13 protein-coding genes and 1 pseudogene are annotated in these 15,647 nt (G+C 41.6%); 5 read left to right on the forward strand and 9 right to left on the reverse strand.

Translation table 11 applies throughout. The annotated features are described in order from the left end of the window. Positions 1 to 166 precede the first annotated feature (166 nt). Positions 167 to 313 (forward strand): hypothetical protein, encoded by a 147-nt coding sequence (locus tag ACSFC1_RS03900; protein WP_435564813.1) that lies wholly within the window; start codon positions 167 to 169, stop codon positions 311 to 313. A gap of 13 nt (positions 314 to 326) precedes the next feature. Continuing rightward, positions 327 to 596, forward strand: a pseudogene (locus tag ACSFC1_RS03905) (AAA family ATPase); the annotation flags it as partial. Positions 597 to 1,114: 518 nt separating this feature from the next. Here ACSFC1_RS03905 and ACSFC1_RS03910 read toward each other — a convergent pair. Genes ACSFC1_RS03910 through cmr1 form a run of 6 tightly spaced genes read right to left on the reverse strand, consistent with a single transcriptional unit; the run spans position 1,115 to position 8,438 of the window. Then, complete coding sequence (locus ACSFC1_RS03910) at positions 1,115 to 2,029, reverse strand: RAMP superfamily CRISPR-associated protein (protein WP_435564814.1); 915 nt, start codon at positions 2,027 to 2,029, stop codon at positions 1,115 to 1,117. Beyond that, entirely contained in the window at positions 2,029 to 2,424 is a 396-nt protein-coding gene (locus ACSFC1_RS03915; protein WP_435564815.1) for a hypothetical protein, read from the reverse strand. Before ACSFC1_RS03915 ends, ACSFC1_RS03910 begins: the two co-directional genes overlap by 1 nt. After that, the gene (cmr4, locus tag ACSFC1_RS03920) at positions 2,417 to 3,406 is read right to left on the reverse strand and encodes a type III-B CRISPR module RAMP protein Cmr4 (RefSeq protein ID WP_435564816.1); all 990 of its coding nucleotides are present in this window, start codon (positions 3,404 to 3,406) and stop codon (positions 2,417 to 2,419) included. Before cmr4 ends, ACSFC1_RS03915 begins: the two co-directional genes overlap by 8 nt. Continuing rightward, complete coding sequence (locus ACSFC1_RS03925; protein ID WP_435564817.1) at positions 3,390 to 6,197, reverse strand: CRISPR-associated protein Csx11; 2,808 nt, start codon at positions 6,195 to 6,197, stop codon at positions 3,390 to 3,392. The genes cmr4 and ACSFC1_RS03925 overlap by 17 nt, the downstream gene beginning before the upstream one ends. After that, positions 6,184 to 7,275: an RAMP superfamily CRISPR-associated protein gene (locus ACSFC1_RS03930; protein WP_435564818.1), complete on the reverse strand. Its 1,092-nt coding sequence runs from the start codon at positions 7,273 to 7,275 to the stop codon at positions 6,184 to 6,186. Before ACSFC1_RS03930 ends, ACSFC1_RS03925 begins: the two co-directional genes overlap by 14 nt. Beyond that, entirely contained in the window at positions 7,272 to 8,438 is a 1,167-nt protein-coding gene (gene cmr1 / locus ACSFC1_RS03935; RefSeq protein WP_435564819.1) for a type III-B CRISPR module RAMP protein Cmr1, read from the reverse strand. Before cmr1 ends, ACSFC1_RS03930 begins: the two co-directional genes overlap by 4 nt. 113 nt (positions 8,439 to 8,551) lie before the next feature. On the opposite strand from cmr1, the gene ACSFC1_RS03940 reads away from it, so the two are divergent. Continuing rightward, positions 8,552 to 9,013 (forward strand): AAA family ATPase, encoded by a 462-nt coding sequence (locus tag ACSFC1_RS03940; RefSeq protein WP_435564820.1) that lies wholly within the window; start codon positions 8,552 to 8,554, stop codon positions 9,011 to 9,013. A 1,191-nt stretch (positions 9,014 to 10,204) separates the two neighbouring features. Then, positions 10,205 to 11,776 carry an RNA-binding domain-containing protein gene (locus ACSFC1_RS03945; RefSeq protein ID WP_435564821.1) on the forward strand — a complete coding sequence of 524 codons (1,572 nt, stop codon included), beginning with the start codon at positions 10,205 to 10,207 and terminating at the stop codon, positions 11,774 to 11,776. Positions 11,777 to 12,075: 299 nt separating this feature from the next. On the opposite strand, the gene ACSFC1_RS03950 is transcribed toward ACSFC1_RS03945, so the two are convergent. Then, positions 12,076 to 12,225: a hypothetical protein gene (locus ACSFC1_RS03950; protein WP_435564822.1), complete on the reverse strand. Its 150-nt coding sequence runs from the start codon at positions 12,223 to 12,225 to the stop codon at positions 12,076 to 12,078. 516 nt (positions 12,226 to 12,741) lie between these two features. On the opposite strand from ACSFC1_RS03950, the gene ACSFC1_RS03955 reads away from it, so the two are divergent. Continuing rightward, the gene (locus ACSFC1_RS03955) at positions 12,742 to 13,251 is read left to right on the forward strand and encodes a reverse transcriptase-like protein (RefSeq protein WP_435564823.1); all 510 of its coding nucleotides are present in this window, start codon (positions 12,742 to 12,744) and stop codon (positions 13,249 to 13,251) included. A 34-nt stretch (positions 13,252 to 13,285) separates the two neighbouring features. Here ACSFC1_RS03955 and ACSFC1_RS03960 read toward each other — a convergent pair whose 3' ends face one another. Together ACSFC1_RS03960 and ACSFC1_RS03965 are read right to left on the reverse strand one after the other, a co-directional pair. Continuing rightward, positions 13,286 to 13,642 carry an MscL family protein gene (locus ACSFC1_RS03960; protein WP_435564824.1) on the reverse strand — a complete coding sequence of 119 codons (357 nt, stop codon included), beginning with the start codon at positions 13,640 to 13,642 and terminating at the stop codon, positions 13,286 to 13,288. A 180-nt stretch (positions 13,643 to 13,822) separates the two neighbouring features. After that, positions 13,823 to 15,448: a hypothetical protein gene (locus ACSFC1_RS03965; RefSeq protein WP_435564825.1), complete on the reverse strand. Its 1,626-nt coding sequence runs from the start codon at positions 15,446 to 15,448 to the stop codon at positions 13,823 to 13,825. Between the last annotated feature and the right edge of the window lie 199 nt (positions 15,449 to 15,647).

Here is a 15,647-nt window from a genome sequence, read left to right on the forward strand (position 1 = left end):
TGAATGTAGTTTCCAAGCACGAAGTGTCGTTTTGCTCTGAAACGATTTCAGCTAAAAGACGTTTCAATAAAGAAAGAACGACTTTCCAAATAATTCGTGTAGATCGTTCGTATTGATACGTTTCTCTGGTATAAGCATTTCAAATGAAACGAAATAGAGTAACAGAATGGCGTTGGAAGAAATAATTGAAAAACTCGAAATTCGCATGCAGAGACTCATTGCTTGGTTGCCAGAAAAGAGAAGATCTTACATTGAACAACTCAAAAGATTGTTGATCAACAGGGCCATCTTGCTGTACAGCTCGAGGGGATAATGGTAAAACGACATTTCTTTTATCGAATGCAAAGCAGAATGATCTACTCTACATTTCAGCTGATGATCTTTCACTCTATCAATGTTCTTTCTACGATCTTGCCAACGAAGTGTTACAGAACTATTCGGGTATCATTATTGACGAGGTACACGCTCTCAGAGATTGGCCAATCATCGTGAAGAACTTGTACAATTCATTCCCGAACAAGAAGATCTGGCTCAGTGACAGCTGTTCCGTGATCCTCAGAAAAACATTGCCGATCTTTCAACAAGGTTCGTATTGATCAGACTCCCTATAATGTCTCTGAGAGAATACACCTATTTTGAAACAGGCAAACTCTTGCCGAAGTTCGATTCCATATTCAGCTCAGAAATCCATCAAAAGGCGTTGGACATTCTCAAAGAGGTCGACATAAGTGACCTTAGAGATTCATGATGGAATATGAAGATCGCAGAAAAAATTCAGCCATTTCTACCTATGACACATCTCAAAGATCTGCAGGATGAATCTTAAGTTTTTTTAGTCCCATTTTCTGATCTTATTACAATTCGATCTGTATTTGATAAACAAAACAACATCTATCGAGTTTGTCGTGATGCTGTACACATGTCTTTCTTCGCTGAGTTCTACCAAGGGAAACACGACTCCATTATTGAAGAGCATCGAAAAAATAATAGAAATCCGCCACCCTGAGTTTGGTACAGTTTTTACATTCCTGAGAACTCTTGAATACAAAACATTGAGCGAATCAACAAATCTGACCAGAGGATGCTAATATCACAACAATTCTAACCCTCGAAGTCAGTTATCAATTCTCTGTTTGTAACACCACACCCCAGAGGCTTTTAATTCAAAAGTGGTATCGGTCTCCATCACTGAACCAGGTAGCCAGGAAATACCGTAGCTAGCAATGTTCCTACCTGCTCCTTTCTTGGCATCCCAATCCCTTCCAGTGTAGACCTCTATTTCACCATTCATCTTCAGATTCGGATCGTACTCAACATGTGCCCAGACGCTTTCTCCACGGTGTATTTCAACAAGCACCAATCCATTTTGTGCTCTCCAACTACCCGGAAATCCTTCTGATGCTAGATCTGATTCGCTGACTAGTCTTAGTTTTGAGCTTTCCAGCTTCATTCTTCCAAATCCATACTTTCTCTCGCCACCGACCTGCAGAAATTCTAGCAGTTTGGAAAGTCTCAGCGAGATTCCTTCGTACTCCAGAGAAAAATCATTTTCCTCAGGATGGAAATTACCATCAACACTTTCAACCCAAATCAAACCCTTGAGAAAAACGGGAGAACCTCCGTCCATAGTGTAAGGATTTACATACTCGATATGGTGAAGAGTTTCCTCGTCTGCACAGATGGAAGATGCGCTTATCGCCGTGGTCGTCATGGAGAAGATAAACTTTTTCTCGAATTCGTACCGACTGCACTCACCGTATTTCAACCCATCTGTTGTGTACTGGGGGATATAGAGTTTTTCGTCGGCAGAAAGGTACAGATACCCAAACCTGAAATGAAGCTTCAGAAAGTTTCCAGCCTTTTTGTAATCACTTGTCCTCGTACATTGAACAAGTCTAACAGTCAAAGCACCCCAGACAGACCTTGCTGGAACATAGAGTCTCGTTCTCACAAGATGCAATATCTTTGGATAACCGATGTGTAAAGGTGACTCAAGACGAAAGGTCAGCGAATAAAGATTCCAACTCATTATTTCTCTCCACCTCGGCTTCCAGAACCTTTGACCATGGCTTTCGCGTGGTACCTGGCATATATCAACGTTTTTTCAAGAACTTCGATGGCAAAAATCAAATCATCTAAATTTTTTGAAAGCTCAATCAACTGCGAAAGATCATCTAGTTGCGAGTTTTGTATGAATTTCAAGTTCTCATCTTTGAATAGTTCCAAAGCCTTTTGTAGAATACTATATGCTTTTGTTTCAGCCTTGCAGAACAAACCGAAAGCATAAAGACCTTGTTGTTGCAACACAGCCAAAGCTTTAGTGATAAGGCTCTGTCCCTCTTTCGGATTTTGTTCGAATTCTTCAGCAATTTTTAAGCTATACTTTGCACAAATCTTATCGACGTTCTCGACTTGATCACTCATCTTTCTCACCTCTTTCGAGGCTCAGCAACTTCATCCTTCCCATGCCGCGCGTGTTCATCCCACCGATTCCAAGAATTTCGAAAAGTTTGAATCCATTTTCGACATGCTTTTTCACCCAGTCTATGGTGACAGGCACGCCATCTTTTACTCTCAGTTTCTTACCATTGATCTCGAGATTTATTCCAGAATTGTACACGACGTCGAATCTCAAAATAGTTCCCCGTGGAATCGCTTCGTACGTGAAAAGGGCTCCGTCCTCCGCGGCACCGGTGCTTGGGTCTATACTGACAGACGTTCTCACCTCAAGGTTGCTGTTGACGATTTTTATGAAAATTGCATCAGATATGAGCACAATCCTCTGCTTGATAAGTGTTGGGATGCAACTAGGAATGAGCTGAAGTATGGGTTCTTTATCAATATCTTTATTAATCTTTTCCAACATGATCCAACCGAAGTTCAATTTTTCTTTGCTTTCCACTTTTTCACCCAGTGGACAAAATTCATTATTCAGGATGTTTGTTTTTGTACACATATCTCCAAGCATGATCGGTGATGTAACCCAAACAGGCCCAATCATGGAGTAGACTGGGAAAAGGAAAATATGAGCATCGAAGAATTGAGCAAGACCCTGCATACCAAAACCTGTACCTTTCGAAAAACCATAAGGAACACAGACAGGGCAAGCAGGATCAACGCTCCCACAGTGTTTTTCCCCAGCTTCTCCTCCTTTTCCTGCGCATGAAAACTCCTTGTTGCCGTCCTTCCAACTGTATTTTCCCGTAACCAAAGCAGTGTTAGCCCTCGCAGCTCCACTGATGCTGGTTCCAGGTATCTTGGGTAATCTAGTTGCGGGATCTCTCAAGATGGGGAGATCCACTCTCTCAAGCCTTGTTCCACCTATTCCAACATGTATGGGGTCGATCGTTACAGCGTAGTAAGTCTTCAATTCGTACAACTCCAGTTCATCAGTTTTTTGATTCATCTTGATTCCCCTTTCCGACCTTGATTTTCCTCACTTGGAAGTTCCAGTGCAAGCAAAGTTCAAACAAACCATTTTTCACTGCTTCCTTGATCTCGTTGAATCTTTCCGAATTCTGAGACACATCCAGAATGTTTTTGATGCTCGAATCCAAAAACTTCTCGAAGACCTCACCTTGATACTCTCTGATCTTTCTCAGCACTTCCCAGAAGGCATACAACTGCGAAACGGACCAAATGCCACTTTCCAACCTATTTCGGATTTCTTGGATTCTGTGCAGATCGTTCAGAAATCTCAAATCTTCATCGACACGGAATCTGTCGGCGGCATTCTCTATGTAATAGAGTTTGAAGTATGAAGGTTCTATCTTCAGGACATCACCTTTTTTGATCTCTTCGACATGGACCACATAATCGCCAGCATTGGTGTAGTCAAAACAAAGTTTTCTATCAGAAGGTTTTCCATCTATTCTCAAGTATGGATACCAGATGTCTTTCACTTCCGGATCCTTTGTGACAACAGAGAAAAACCATTCGAGTATTTCTTCGCGTTTGTTTTCAACCCTCATTGTCAGTTTCTTGGAATTTCCCAACTCTGGCTGAGTAGCATCTGAAACTTCTTCCACGATGACTTTTATCGATTTTGAGGAACCGAACTTGTCCAACAATCTCCTTGCCGTATCCATCACGACATAGAGCGGCATCCTGTTATGAAAGGCGATTATTCCAAGATGAAAAGGCAATCTGTCCATCACTTTTGAGAACTGGATCTCGTACTCTTTTACAATCTTTTCTGCGATGTCGAGAGCTTCAGAGGCAGGAACGAGTACCATGAACTGTTCCGGGAATCTGAAGATTTCAATACAGGGCGAATAATTTTGGTGTTTTCTCTCCGCTGGCTTCACTTCAGAAAGCTTTGCTTCCAACCACCTTCTGTCTGACTCACGTTTTATCTTGACCTTCTTTCCTTCCAAGCTTTTTGCTATCTCCTCAACTGTTTTACCAAACTTGGCCAAAGTCTGAAGGTTGACAACACTCACAAAGAGTTCTTGATCTTTATCGACACAAACCAAGGTGAATTTGACACCATCGACGTTCACTTCAAGGGTTGAATGATTTGGAACACAAGGATTTGGAGATATTTTGAACTGAAGCCGTTTGAGTCTCAATGCATCACTTACAAAACGCTGTTCTAATTCCTTCGGTATCGTAGATTTTATCGCCGATTCGATGAATTTTTGTGTCGTCTCCCAAATCCTTCTGATGCGTGAAGGGGAAGGGTACTTCTTGAATTCCTTTTTTATACCAGGATTTTGAGGTGGAGGATCTATAAACGTCAGTGTCCGAATAAGCTCCCCGTTTAACCAATCGTCGAGCTTGAACATTCCAACTAAAAGTGCGATTTTGTCGTTGTGATCACAAACCTCATCAATCCAAATCGTATTCGAAGGGAATTGCAACCACGTTTCAAACCTTTTTTCGCGTCTCTCGGTGCAGACATTACATATATCCTTGTTCTCATTCACCGTTCTCAGTCGGCATACTGGACAGACGTCCCTGTTTTCTTCGATATCCTTTGAGAACTCACCTGGGTCAAATCTTTGGGAAGAGACAGGAAAGACCACCTTCTCGAGAATCGACTTTCGCATTTCCGGAATAGCCTTTTTCAGTGCGTCTTTCCAACTTTCTTCGAGCTTTGTTCTACATTGAAGTTTTTTATCGACCTGTAACTGCCTGTTAACTGTTACGGGGATCAATTCCGGTTCAATTTCTTTTGTCTTTTGCATAATTTCACATTTTAATGCCTCCAGATCTACAGTTGCCACAAGGAAATAAATCCCCGTTGTATCACGATAGATCTCATTTCCCATGGGATATGTAACCTCCACCATTTCTTTGATAGCACTGAAGGCTTCTTCAATCTTTTTCCAGTAACCAATTGTGTCGGCGATTCTTATACCCTTAGCCAACATACCTAAAACATCCACGCCTACACATAGAACCTGCAAATCTGTGCAAAGAGGATCAAATGGTTTGTCAGGATTGAGAGCTAGATACGCCATTGCGCATTTCATCATGGTTGCCACAGAGTACGAGTGATCCCATAAGGTCACATCATTCGCAGAACGTCTTGTTTCGCCGAGAAAAATCGAGTAAGGATCTCTCGTCTCATCAAAAATATTCTTTCGAAAATGTACAATGCCCTGGGATTTGTCCTGAAATTGCTGAAAACAATTCACAACTTTCTTGATGGATTCGCAAATTTGGTGTTTAAGATCTTCTGCCTTGTCAAGATTAATTTTATAATACTCAAATCCAAAAGCATTGGCAATGAAGATATGATCAATTCTTTGTGCCCACTTGGGACTTACTGATCCTTTGTCGGTCCCAGAATCTATTCCATCGAAACCGTTCCTACTTGCACAGAGCAACTGGACTATCTCGCGCACGTTGAGACAGTTTTCATCATCTCTGTAATCATCACCCTTATTCATACCTTCGTCCTCTTTACTCGCGCCTTCATCTTTGCCTTTATTCTCTTTATTGTGATGACCACAAATAAAATTCCAAAGCGTATCCTCTCTGCCCGCGAAATTTATTTTGATGTTTCCCAAAAGATCTGGAATCTCTTTGGGTAACCATTCGGAACTAGCATGCTTGTCTCCTTTCCCAGAATCCTTCGCCTTATTCTTGATGAATTCTGCTGTTGCCTTCCCAAGATCGTGCAAATACGCACCTATCTCTGCGAGCAGTATGGGAACTCTGTTTTTCTCCAGGGTCTCAAGGATTCCCATTTGCGTCACACCCCAATTCCTTTTGTAGTTCTGCAAAATCAGAGAATTTGATGCAAAAGAGGGATTTTACGTCAACCTGGCTGGTACTTTTGTCCCAGCTGGCTTTTGTTTTCCCAAACCCATCAGTCTTCTTGGCGGAAAAACCATACTCGAGCATCATTGCTTTAAGGCCCGTTACAACTTGGCACAGGTCTTCCAACACCTTTTCTTTCAGTTCTTTCTCATCACAAGTAAGCCAGTAGTAAGGTACATAGAGCAGTCTGAACATTCCTTTCGCATCTGCTGGGACCACTTCGAAGTAAATTGGATTTCTGCCGACTTTTGTTTCCCTATCGTGCGGATTTATCACCATCAGATCGATCCTGTCCCAGAACGTGGGGTAAAAGTGTAGCATTCCTTCTATGCGCACATTCCCTGTCTCAGCTTCACCATTTCCAAAGAGTTCCACCAATTTGTCTCGGTAAAGTTTCTTAGCGCCTGAGCAAAGTCTATCCAGATAGTCTGTCCAACCTCTAGGCTCTACCTCAAAGCCCTCCTCGCTTCCGAAAAGCAAAGTGTGGCGAAATCTCATTTCAGCGAATTTCTCAGGCTCATCTTTATACACCTCAATGAATTTCTTCATCATCGCCCAACGAAGGTTTCCCTTCCAACTCGCAGCAGAAGTGAAAGGTACTCCAAAGACTATGTCTTTCCTCACAGGATTGTCGATAATATAGAAAGGCACATCATCTTTGGACAGAAATTGTTTCTCTAGTTCTATTTGAAACTTTATAACCCAACTTCCGTTGGGTAAGGCATCGGTCATAATATCTGTATCTATTCCGAGCTCATTAATCTCTCTGAGTTTGCAGCAAATGTGTTGACTATCAGATCTCTTGGGATGTAACATTTCCTTGAGACAAGAAATTGCGTCTTTTTTTTCTTCTTTGTTGTCAGTGCGGGCTGTCATCAATAATAGGAGTTTTTGATATGTATCCATTGCGTTGGCTATGTCGGCATGCTTCACTGAACTATTGGAAATGTTGTCGATGTCACTTTGCGTTACCAACCGATAGTAAGCATAAAAATCGTGAATCACTTTTCGGCCCCCCTTAGCATATCATCGATGAACTGCTCGATACTTGTGTTTGCCTTTAATATCCAGGTAACGAGTTGTGACTTTTCTAATTTTGTTCCGAAGAGACTACGGAAACCAGAATCGTCCCTCTCAAGTGCGTTCTTAAGTGTACTGAGAAAACTTATTCTATCAAACGAGTCTGGCCGCTTTTCTGGAAGCCATCCCCAGATTCTCACTTCCCATAAATCCTGACCAACTTTGTAAGCGCAGGAGATGTTTATTTTGGTAGCTTGTTTCTTCGCTGTACCAAAGAGCCATTCTTCCAACTTCGTGTCATTGCCACCCCATATTTTCTTTCCTTCTTTGCTATACCTTAACCAGTTTCTTATTACTGGACCAATCGGTACAAAACCATGTTGAAGACACTTTCTTATCTTCTCTTCATTCTGGCGATTTCTTATCTTCTCTTCATTCTGGCGATTATTTTTCAACCCATCCACTTCTTGCCACCAGTCGTCGTCTTTCGAACTAAACTGTACTTTTGCAAAGAACATATCCTTGAGGCTTGGGAACACGGGGTTGTTTGATTCATCACGTTTGATACTTACCTCTGATAGTTTCTCTAGAGCTGTCTTGAAATTGTTCAAACTGAGATTTTTTGGCAGATCTTCCAATTCAACGACGCCATATCCATGCTGTGTTTTAGCGCCAATGGCTCCCAGCTTTGAGGCGATGAGCAGCGGAAACAGAATCAAGTTCTCATCGAAATTCTCATCGAGTGGGATTATCTTCATATTGAGTGTTCCAATGACTCCGGGTCCAAAGTACCAACCATGAGTTCGGCTAGAAGGTCTTATATTGATAGGTACATCGAAAGGAACTTTCATTCCTCCAGTGATGTCAAGTCTGAAAATCCTTCTTCTTCCAGTGGCACCGAAAATCAAGCAGGCAGGACAGTACTTTTCTTTTTTCTGTACTTTGTCAGTTTTTTCTTCTTTGGGGCACCTACTATCACCGGTGGGATCACAAGCGAACTTGCCAAGTGCTCTGATGAGAGTTTCAGTCCACCAGCGAAGTGAGCCAACCATCCCAGTTGTTTGGATGGTATAGCTCTTTGCATCAATGTCACCCGTCCAGATAGGAGTCTTTATATTGACTCTAATGCTTATTTCTCTGTCCCCCACGGCTTAGATCAGTCTCCTTTAATTTATTATAAAACAAAAATCTCTGCTTTGTCAACAAAGTGAATAAGTTGTATAGATAGAATAGATCACATCGAATGGATGAGCGATTTCAAGTGCTCAAATTCCGAATAGGTCATGTTGGACCTTCTGTTTTTGCTAATTATGAATATGCAATCTTCTTTATCTGCATCAAAGAGTACTCCACTTTCTACACAGCACGTAAAGCTTCGAAAGCCGAGCAACTCGAGAGTCTTTCCAAAAAGCTTGGCAACTTCTTAGATCTTGGGAACGTATCTTTTGAAAGCTGGGAAGATGGTTTAAGGCTATCGTTCAATTTGTCCAAAAAGAACAACTTCGTTGGGGTTCTAGATGAATTTCAGTATCTTGCCGAGAGCAACGAAGAAATACTATCTGTCCTACAGATTTTGCTTGATGAATGCGAAGATTCAAAAATGAAATTAATCCCTTGTGGTTCAAGCATAAGCTTTATGGAAGGTATACATTACAACAAAATTAACTGTTTGGCAGAAAGACAGCCGTTGTCAAACCGAATCCTATTTCTATTGAACATGTAAAGATCTTCATTCCACAGTACGATTATCACCAATTGCTTAATGAAATAGCATCGGTGAAAAAGATTCAAGAAAACAGCATCCATACCTGAAATCTCTTATGACACTTAAATCGATCAAACACGCCACGCCTGCGTTATTGAAAAATCCCCATAAAAAAGCTTTAGACATGAAATTGAAGACGAGCTATTCGAATTCTAGTACAGATACATGTTCCCATACAAAGAATATGTTGATATCAACGAATATGAGAGTGTTTTGAAGAACATAAAGGAGATTTTCCACAGTACGTTGCAGTTGAATTTGAAAGGCAAAGCATACAGTACCTTATTTCTACTGTCTTCATACCAATCTTGGAAGTACAGTTATGGAATTATCAAGATTACCCTGCACCTTGAAATATTGCAAAGGTGGTAGCGTCAAATTCGTAAAAAGAGATATTGTTGAAGAATTGCTCTAAGATCTATAAACTAAAAATCACTTTTCTTGTTAATCAAAGCTAAACTTAAAAACACATTGAGAAAGATATGATACATTTTTCATCTTCAATGGATCTGCCAAATGAAATAAAACTTGAAAGTGAACAGCTCTCATAATGTCACTCACGCCGATCCTACAACAAACTGCAACCATGACAAGCATTGTGAACATAGGTGGAATACCAAAGATGAAGATGCTCAAGAAACAATCAATTACAATCCGTTGAAGGTATTGTTTCACAAATTCCATTGAGGAGTCTTCGGCGTTCTCAATGGTTTTTTCTTCACCAGAGAAGGTTCTTCCATACAAATTAATTTGGCTGTGAGAAAATGACTGCATCGACTATGAGCCACAGACGGCATTAACGAAAGATTTTACATTGTCCTCAAAGTAACTCTGAACTGTTTGCGCGTTCTAGCTTCAATCGACAGAATGACTTTGTGGCAGAATTCATCCATTTCGCTGGACAAATTCGGCCAAGATTGTCCAATAGGTTGGATAAAAACCGATAAAGATTTCCATTGTGACATTTGCTCCATAGATATCAAGTCTCTCAGAGAACCCACAAAGTCATGACTAAGATTTGATGCATCATAGTATAATAGTGATGCATCATATGTGGATTATGATGCATCATCTGAATACTGTGATGCATCAGTTGTGAACGCTGATGCATCAATTGGATACTAATCTGCTCTTCAAGAAGGTGGAAAGATGCTTCATGAACTGCTTAGAATGGGCGAAAATGAGCGGGTTGAATTCAAGTCAGACAGAAAGGGACAACTGAAGTTGGATACTATAATTGAAGCAGTTGTGTGCCTTGCAAATCACAAAGGAGGATACTTGGTAATAGGTGTGGAAGATGACGGTTCTGTTAGCGGCACTCCGAGATCAAAGACCGAAACAGTCGAAGAACTAAGAGCAAAGATATATGCAAAAACAAGACCGCACACATGGGTAAAAATATGGGCTGAAAAGTACGAAGAAAAGGATGTTATAATCATCGAGATCCCCAAGCAGGTATTAACAGCAACAGCTGATGGAAAATACTTAAGACGTGGTGTGGAAGGCGATAACAGACCTTCTTGCCTACCACTCGAACCCCACGAAATACTTTCCGTACTTACTTTCACTGGTCAAAAAGACATGACAGCTGAGAAGCTCAGTATCGGGAAAGAAGCCTTGGACGAGTCAGCTGTTGAACTCCTTCTGAAAATCACAAAGCAAAATCAAGCGGAACTTCGAAACCTTTCCGTCGATGAGATACTTAGAATTCTCGGGATAGTGACAAGTGAAGAAAACATTACATTGGCTGGATTACTCGTGTGTGGTAAAGATACTATTCTTCATGAGTTCATGCCGTTTCACGAAGTCATACTGAATTATTTTGATGGAACTGAACTAAAGGAACAAAAAGTATACCACACCAATTTGACAAATATATTTTTCGATCTGATGAGCATATACAAAATCTATAACAAAGGAATCGGCGAAGTAATTAAGGATGGAATACGATATGAAATCCCTCTTATCGACAACGAATCATACAGAGAAGCTGTTTCGAACGCACTCATACACAGGGATTTCTCGATTGCAGGTTCCGTCTCGATAAATTGGTATGAAGATGGCAGATTGGTTATCTCAAACCCGGGAGGATTTGTTGAAGGTGTAACAGTAGAGAACATTTTATCGATAACACCATATCCAAGAAACCCGCTGCTCTCAGAACTCTTCAGACGCACAGGCATCGTGGAAAAAACAGGACGTGGAGTCGATAAGATATTCGTTGGTCAAGCAAAATACGGAAAATCACTTCCCATCTGGGATGTTAATAGCAAACACGTTTCACTCATACTGATAGGGAGCAAGTGGAAACGTGAAATCGCTGAAAGACTCCTCGGAGAAGATTTCACACCCGAAGAATTGCTTATAATGTACCATCTATACAACAATGATGGAAAGACAACACTCGACGAGCTTTCAAAGGCAGTCCAACGAAGAAAAGAAGAAGTTATGTACTTCGTCTGGCGTTTGGAAGATCGCGGATTTGTTCAAAGGACAAACGAAAATGTCTTTGGAAAGGAAAAGTTCAAGGTTGTAGCAAGAAGCCAGGAAGAAATGGTAATCGAACATATAAAATCCAAAGGTTCTATAACACGCTCGGAAGTCGCTCAACTGCTCAACATCAGTCCATCTACAGCATTGAGAATGCTACAGAAACTCGTACAAAAAGGCACAGTAAGGCGTATTGGAACAAGAGGCGGCGCAAAGTACGTATTAAACTAGTGAACTTTTCAAGAAATTGCTTATAAATAAATAAAATGTTGCTTCACAAAAACCCTGAGCGTCTCGGTATCCAGTTCTGAAAGATGGGGGCAAGTATGACTACTTTCTTTCCCTTGAGGTCAATGTCAAAAGGCTTCTCCCTTTTTTGTACAGAATTCATAGTCTGATTTTGTCAAACCATAGACAGCAAACGGTGCCTGCACAGCTATGCCTTTCTTAGCGAACACAGCTCCGTGGTACAAACAAGGCTTGGTTTCTCTCAACATGGTCTAGAATTTGTTTTGCACGGGTCTTTTCAGTCACCCTATCTTCGGTGTAACCGGTGAGTTTTGTGGCTGCTTGATTCCAAAAGCAATGTTTTTGTGTTCATCAACGATGTAGGCTGGTATCTCCAAGTGTTCAAGAAAATCTGTCAAACTCATCTTCTCTTCTAAAATATCTCTAAGCATTCTCGATCACCCACCTGTTTTTTCTTCATTCTCTTTTTTATGTATGTTTTACATCTCGATCTTAACAGCACATAAGGTGTTTCCTAAGAACCATTGAATACCTTAAGAAAAAGTTGCTCTAAGTTCGTGCAAGCCATCATCTTTTTGAACAAGATCAAAGATTTGAGCAACTCTTTTCAAAATCCAGTGTCACCAGCGAAGATTTTTGTGAAAAATCATCTGTCAGAAACTCTCATTCGAACAGGTCTTAAATAATGCAGAGATTTTCAAAAGGTCTTTGAAAACAAGATCTGCCCAAGAGAATGACTTCATGAGATTTAGCCAAATGCCAGCAGCTCATAACAGCACTCTTACACTATCTTGAGTAAGATATTTTTCAGACTGCATTTTCACATACGTTAAGGTTAAAAGTGCGACGATCTCTTTCAAAGATCTGATCTCTCTGTAGAGTTGTGAACAACCTTTCGGGCGCAGGTGAAAATCTGCGCTTCTTCTTGATCGCGGGAGGTGAAAGATGTGTGTTCGGACACAAGTGATTACGTTTCGTCAAAGGTCGATTTCAGGAAGATCAAGGTCTACGTTGATGGCAGTCAACGTCCTGGTGAAGATGTGGCACGCTGGGCATACCTTGATCTCTCTGATGGTGGAACTGTAAGGTATTACTCGTCTGGTATCGTGCAAGGAAAGAGGGTCTCAAGTACTGACGGAGAACTCATGGCTGCAACCAAAGCCTTAATTTACGCGATCTCTAAGGGTGTCAGGGCAATTGAAATATGTTACGACTACGATGGCATATTCAAACTTGCAACAGGTCGGAGCAAGCCATCTTCTTTAACCTCAAAGTTGTACATATCTATTTACAACGACGCGATCAGAGAAGGACTCCAAGTCACCTTCACCAAGGTTGACAAACACGACAAGATGAACCGCATCGCTGACTCACTCGCCAGGGGCGATTTGTACGCATTTGATGCGCTACTCAATGTCCCAACAGACGATATGGAGGAGATGGTCTTCAAAGTTTAGAACCTTGTTAGTCCTCATTCTTTGCCTTTTTAGGCTAATCCTTTTTAGTTTTTTCCTCGAGCCTCTTTGCTGCCAACTCAGCCGCAGCCTTTGCCTTTGCCGCAGCTTTGTTGAAAGATCTTACAAGCAAAAATACAATCAACGCAACAATCAGAAAGTCAATTCCCGCTGAAATAACCTTTCCCCAAAAAATCCCGTACCATTGAATTTCTTCTATCTTCCCCAGCCTCATACTTGTAAGCACTGGCTGGAAGATAGCAGGCATGAGCAAGTCATTCACAAATGCCGTGACAAATTGGTTGAGTTTGCCGCCGATGATAATCGCAACCGCTAAACCTATAACGTTATACTGCTTCAGAAAATCGGAAAACTCTTTCAGTAGCTTTTTCATCAGAATCCCTCCTATGCAGATAATACACCCAGTTCATGCAAGTTCATTCTTTTGAAAAGACTTCAGTCTTTTCAACTTACAGAGTCAGGGAACTTTGAAGCCTAAATGCTATGAAAACCTTTCAACAAAAACAACCCCCACCAGTAGTGGGGGTATAGTTTTTGAATATGAGCTTCTCTATCAGAAGGCGCGAGTGCCCTCTGCCAATGTTTTACTCCAGTCCCAGAAAGTGTACTCGATAGAGGGTATGTTACCACACAACTTCTTCAGCCAGCCTGCCATCTCTACACCTCCTGAAGCTTTCACACCACCTGTAACTTTGTAGCCCACCTGGTTTGTTCCGCCAACGGAGACATTAGTCTCTGACTTTATCCACGGTGTTATTCTCAAGAATGGTCCTGCAGCGTTGTATATGTAAGCGCTGAAAGTCACGGGAAGCTCACCTTTATCCTCAAGAGTTACCTTCGCATTTGCATTGAAGTTTATCCCAGAGTAGTTCACGTTGTAAGTGGGTGTGAAACCCCAGCCGTTTTGGTATCTGACTGTGACCGATGCCGTAGTGCCAAAGGTTGTTGAGGCGTTGGCGTTGACAACCCCAGAAGCTTTTGCATTACTCTTCGCATCAAGTCGTGCCTTGAGAACGATCACCACGGGAATGCCAGCCACAGTGAAACTCTTGGTCTGACTTACTGAAAAAAGTTCTTTTGACCAGCTTTTGTCAAAGGTGCCATTCGCGCGAAGCTGAACAGAAGGTGCAAATGATGGTGACAAAGTCAACGAGGCTTCAAACTTCTTCAACTTGTAACTCCACTTGAATGTCCCTGTCTTGACCCAGTGGTGCTCCCAAACTATTTTGGTGTTCACAGAGAATGTAATGACAATCTTGGCGGTAACCGTTGAATTTTGTTCTGTGAAGGTGGCAGAGTACTCCCTTTGATTACACACATCGTAGTTCCAGCTCTTGGAAAAATCATCTTTTACTGGATGTGGCGCGGCTTTTGTGAGGGCAGTGATCTTGCTGTTGGTGAAAAGGATTTGAAAGGCTGTGTAATCTCTGAGTTTTTCGAGAACAGTTTCGCTGAGTTTTTCATCTGCAAGGTTCGATGGATCTGCTCCACTGGTGACAATAGTTTCGTTTAGTACGAAGCCATCTGCTCGTTTTTCAAAAGACGCCTTGTAATAACTACCACCGCCGAAGTCTACAGACCAGCTTCCTGAAAAAGCCTTTTCAAAGACTGGATTTATTTGCTGTATCTGTGAGCCACTCGGTAAGATCACTGTGGTGGTCTTCTGCGTAACGATCGTGTCGCGTGCTGATTTTGCAAAGAGTGATTCAAAGATTCTGGCATCTATTTCATATTCAAGGTATTTCTCTGCCATCTTTTCGCTGTCGAAGGCTTTCCTGGAAACGAGAAAGCCATTCCCCTTAGAAGTTACAAAGCCAGTGGCTTTCATTTGCAAGACAGATGTATAGTTACCCGCACTGTCTATCGTGACATTCATGCCGTTTGGCAAAAGCGTGGGGGCCGTGTTGTACAAAAAGTAGTACCCCTTGACTATTTCGTCGATGTATTCCTGCTGAAGAGCCGAAACTCTGGCAGCCAAACTGACAGGTGCGCTCATTTCTTGATAGTGAGTCACGTAGATCTTTGACAGTTCAGAGGCTGGTACGTATTCTTTTCTTGTTATCAATGCAGAGCCGTCTTGTTGGACTTCGATCCTTTCTTCGATGGTTTTTCTGTACTCGGCGGCACTCACAAGGAGTGAAAAAACGACCAAGAGTATTAAAATAAGCTTGCGGGCCATCTGCGACCCCCTCCTTTTCTGGGATATTCAATTATCACACGAAAAGATTAGAATGTAATTAGAAAGCTTCATGGAAATCAATTGCGCTTGAATTGATTAAGGTTAGTTCAGCTGCGGTTCAGTTCAGAAATCAGAAGAACTTACTTGACTGCCTAAGTAGGTTTTCTGCTGCATGGTAATGCCACAGACTGCAATTCAT

This window comes from Pseudothermotoga sp. U03pept, assembly GCF_051235805.1.
GTDB lineage: Bacteria > Thermotogota > Thermotogae > Thermotogales > DSM-5069 > Pseudothermotoga_B.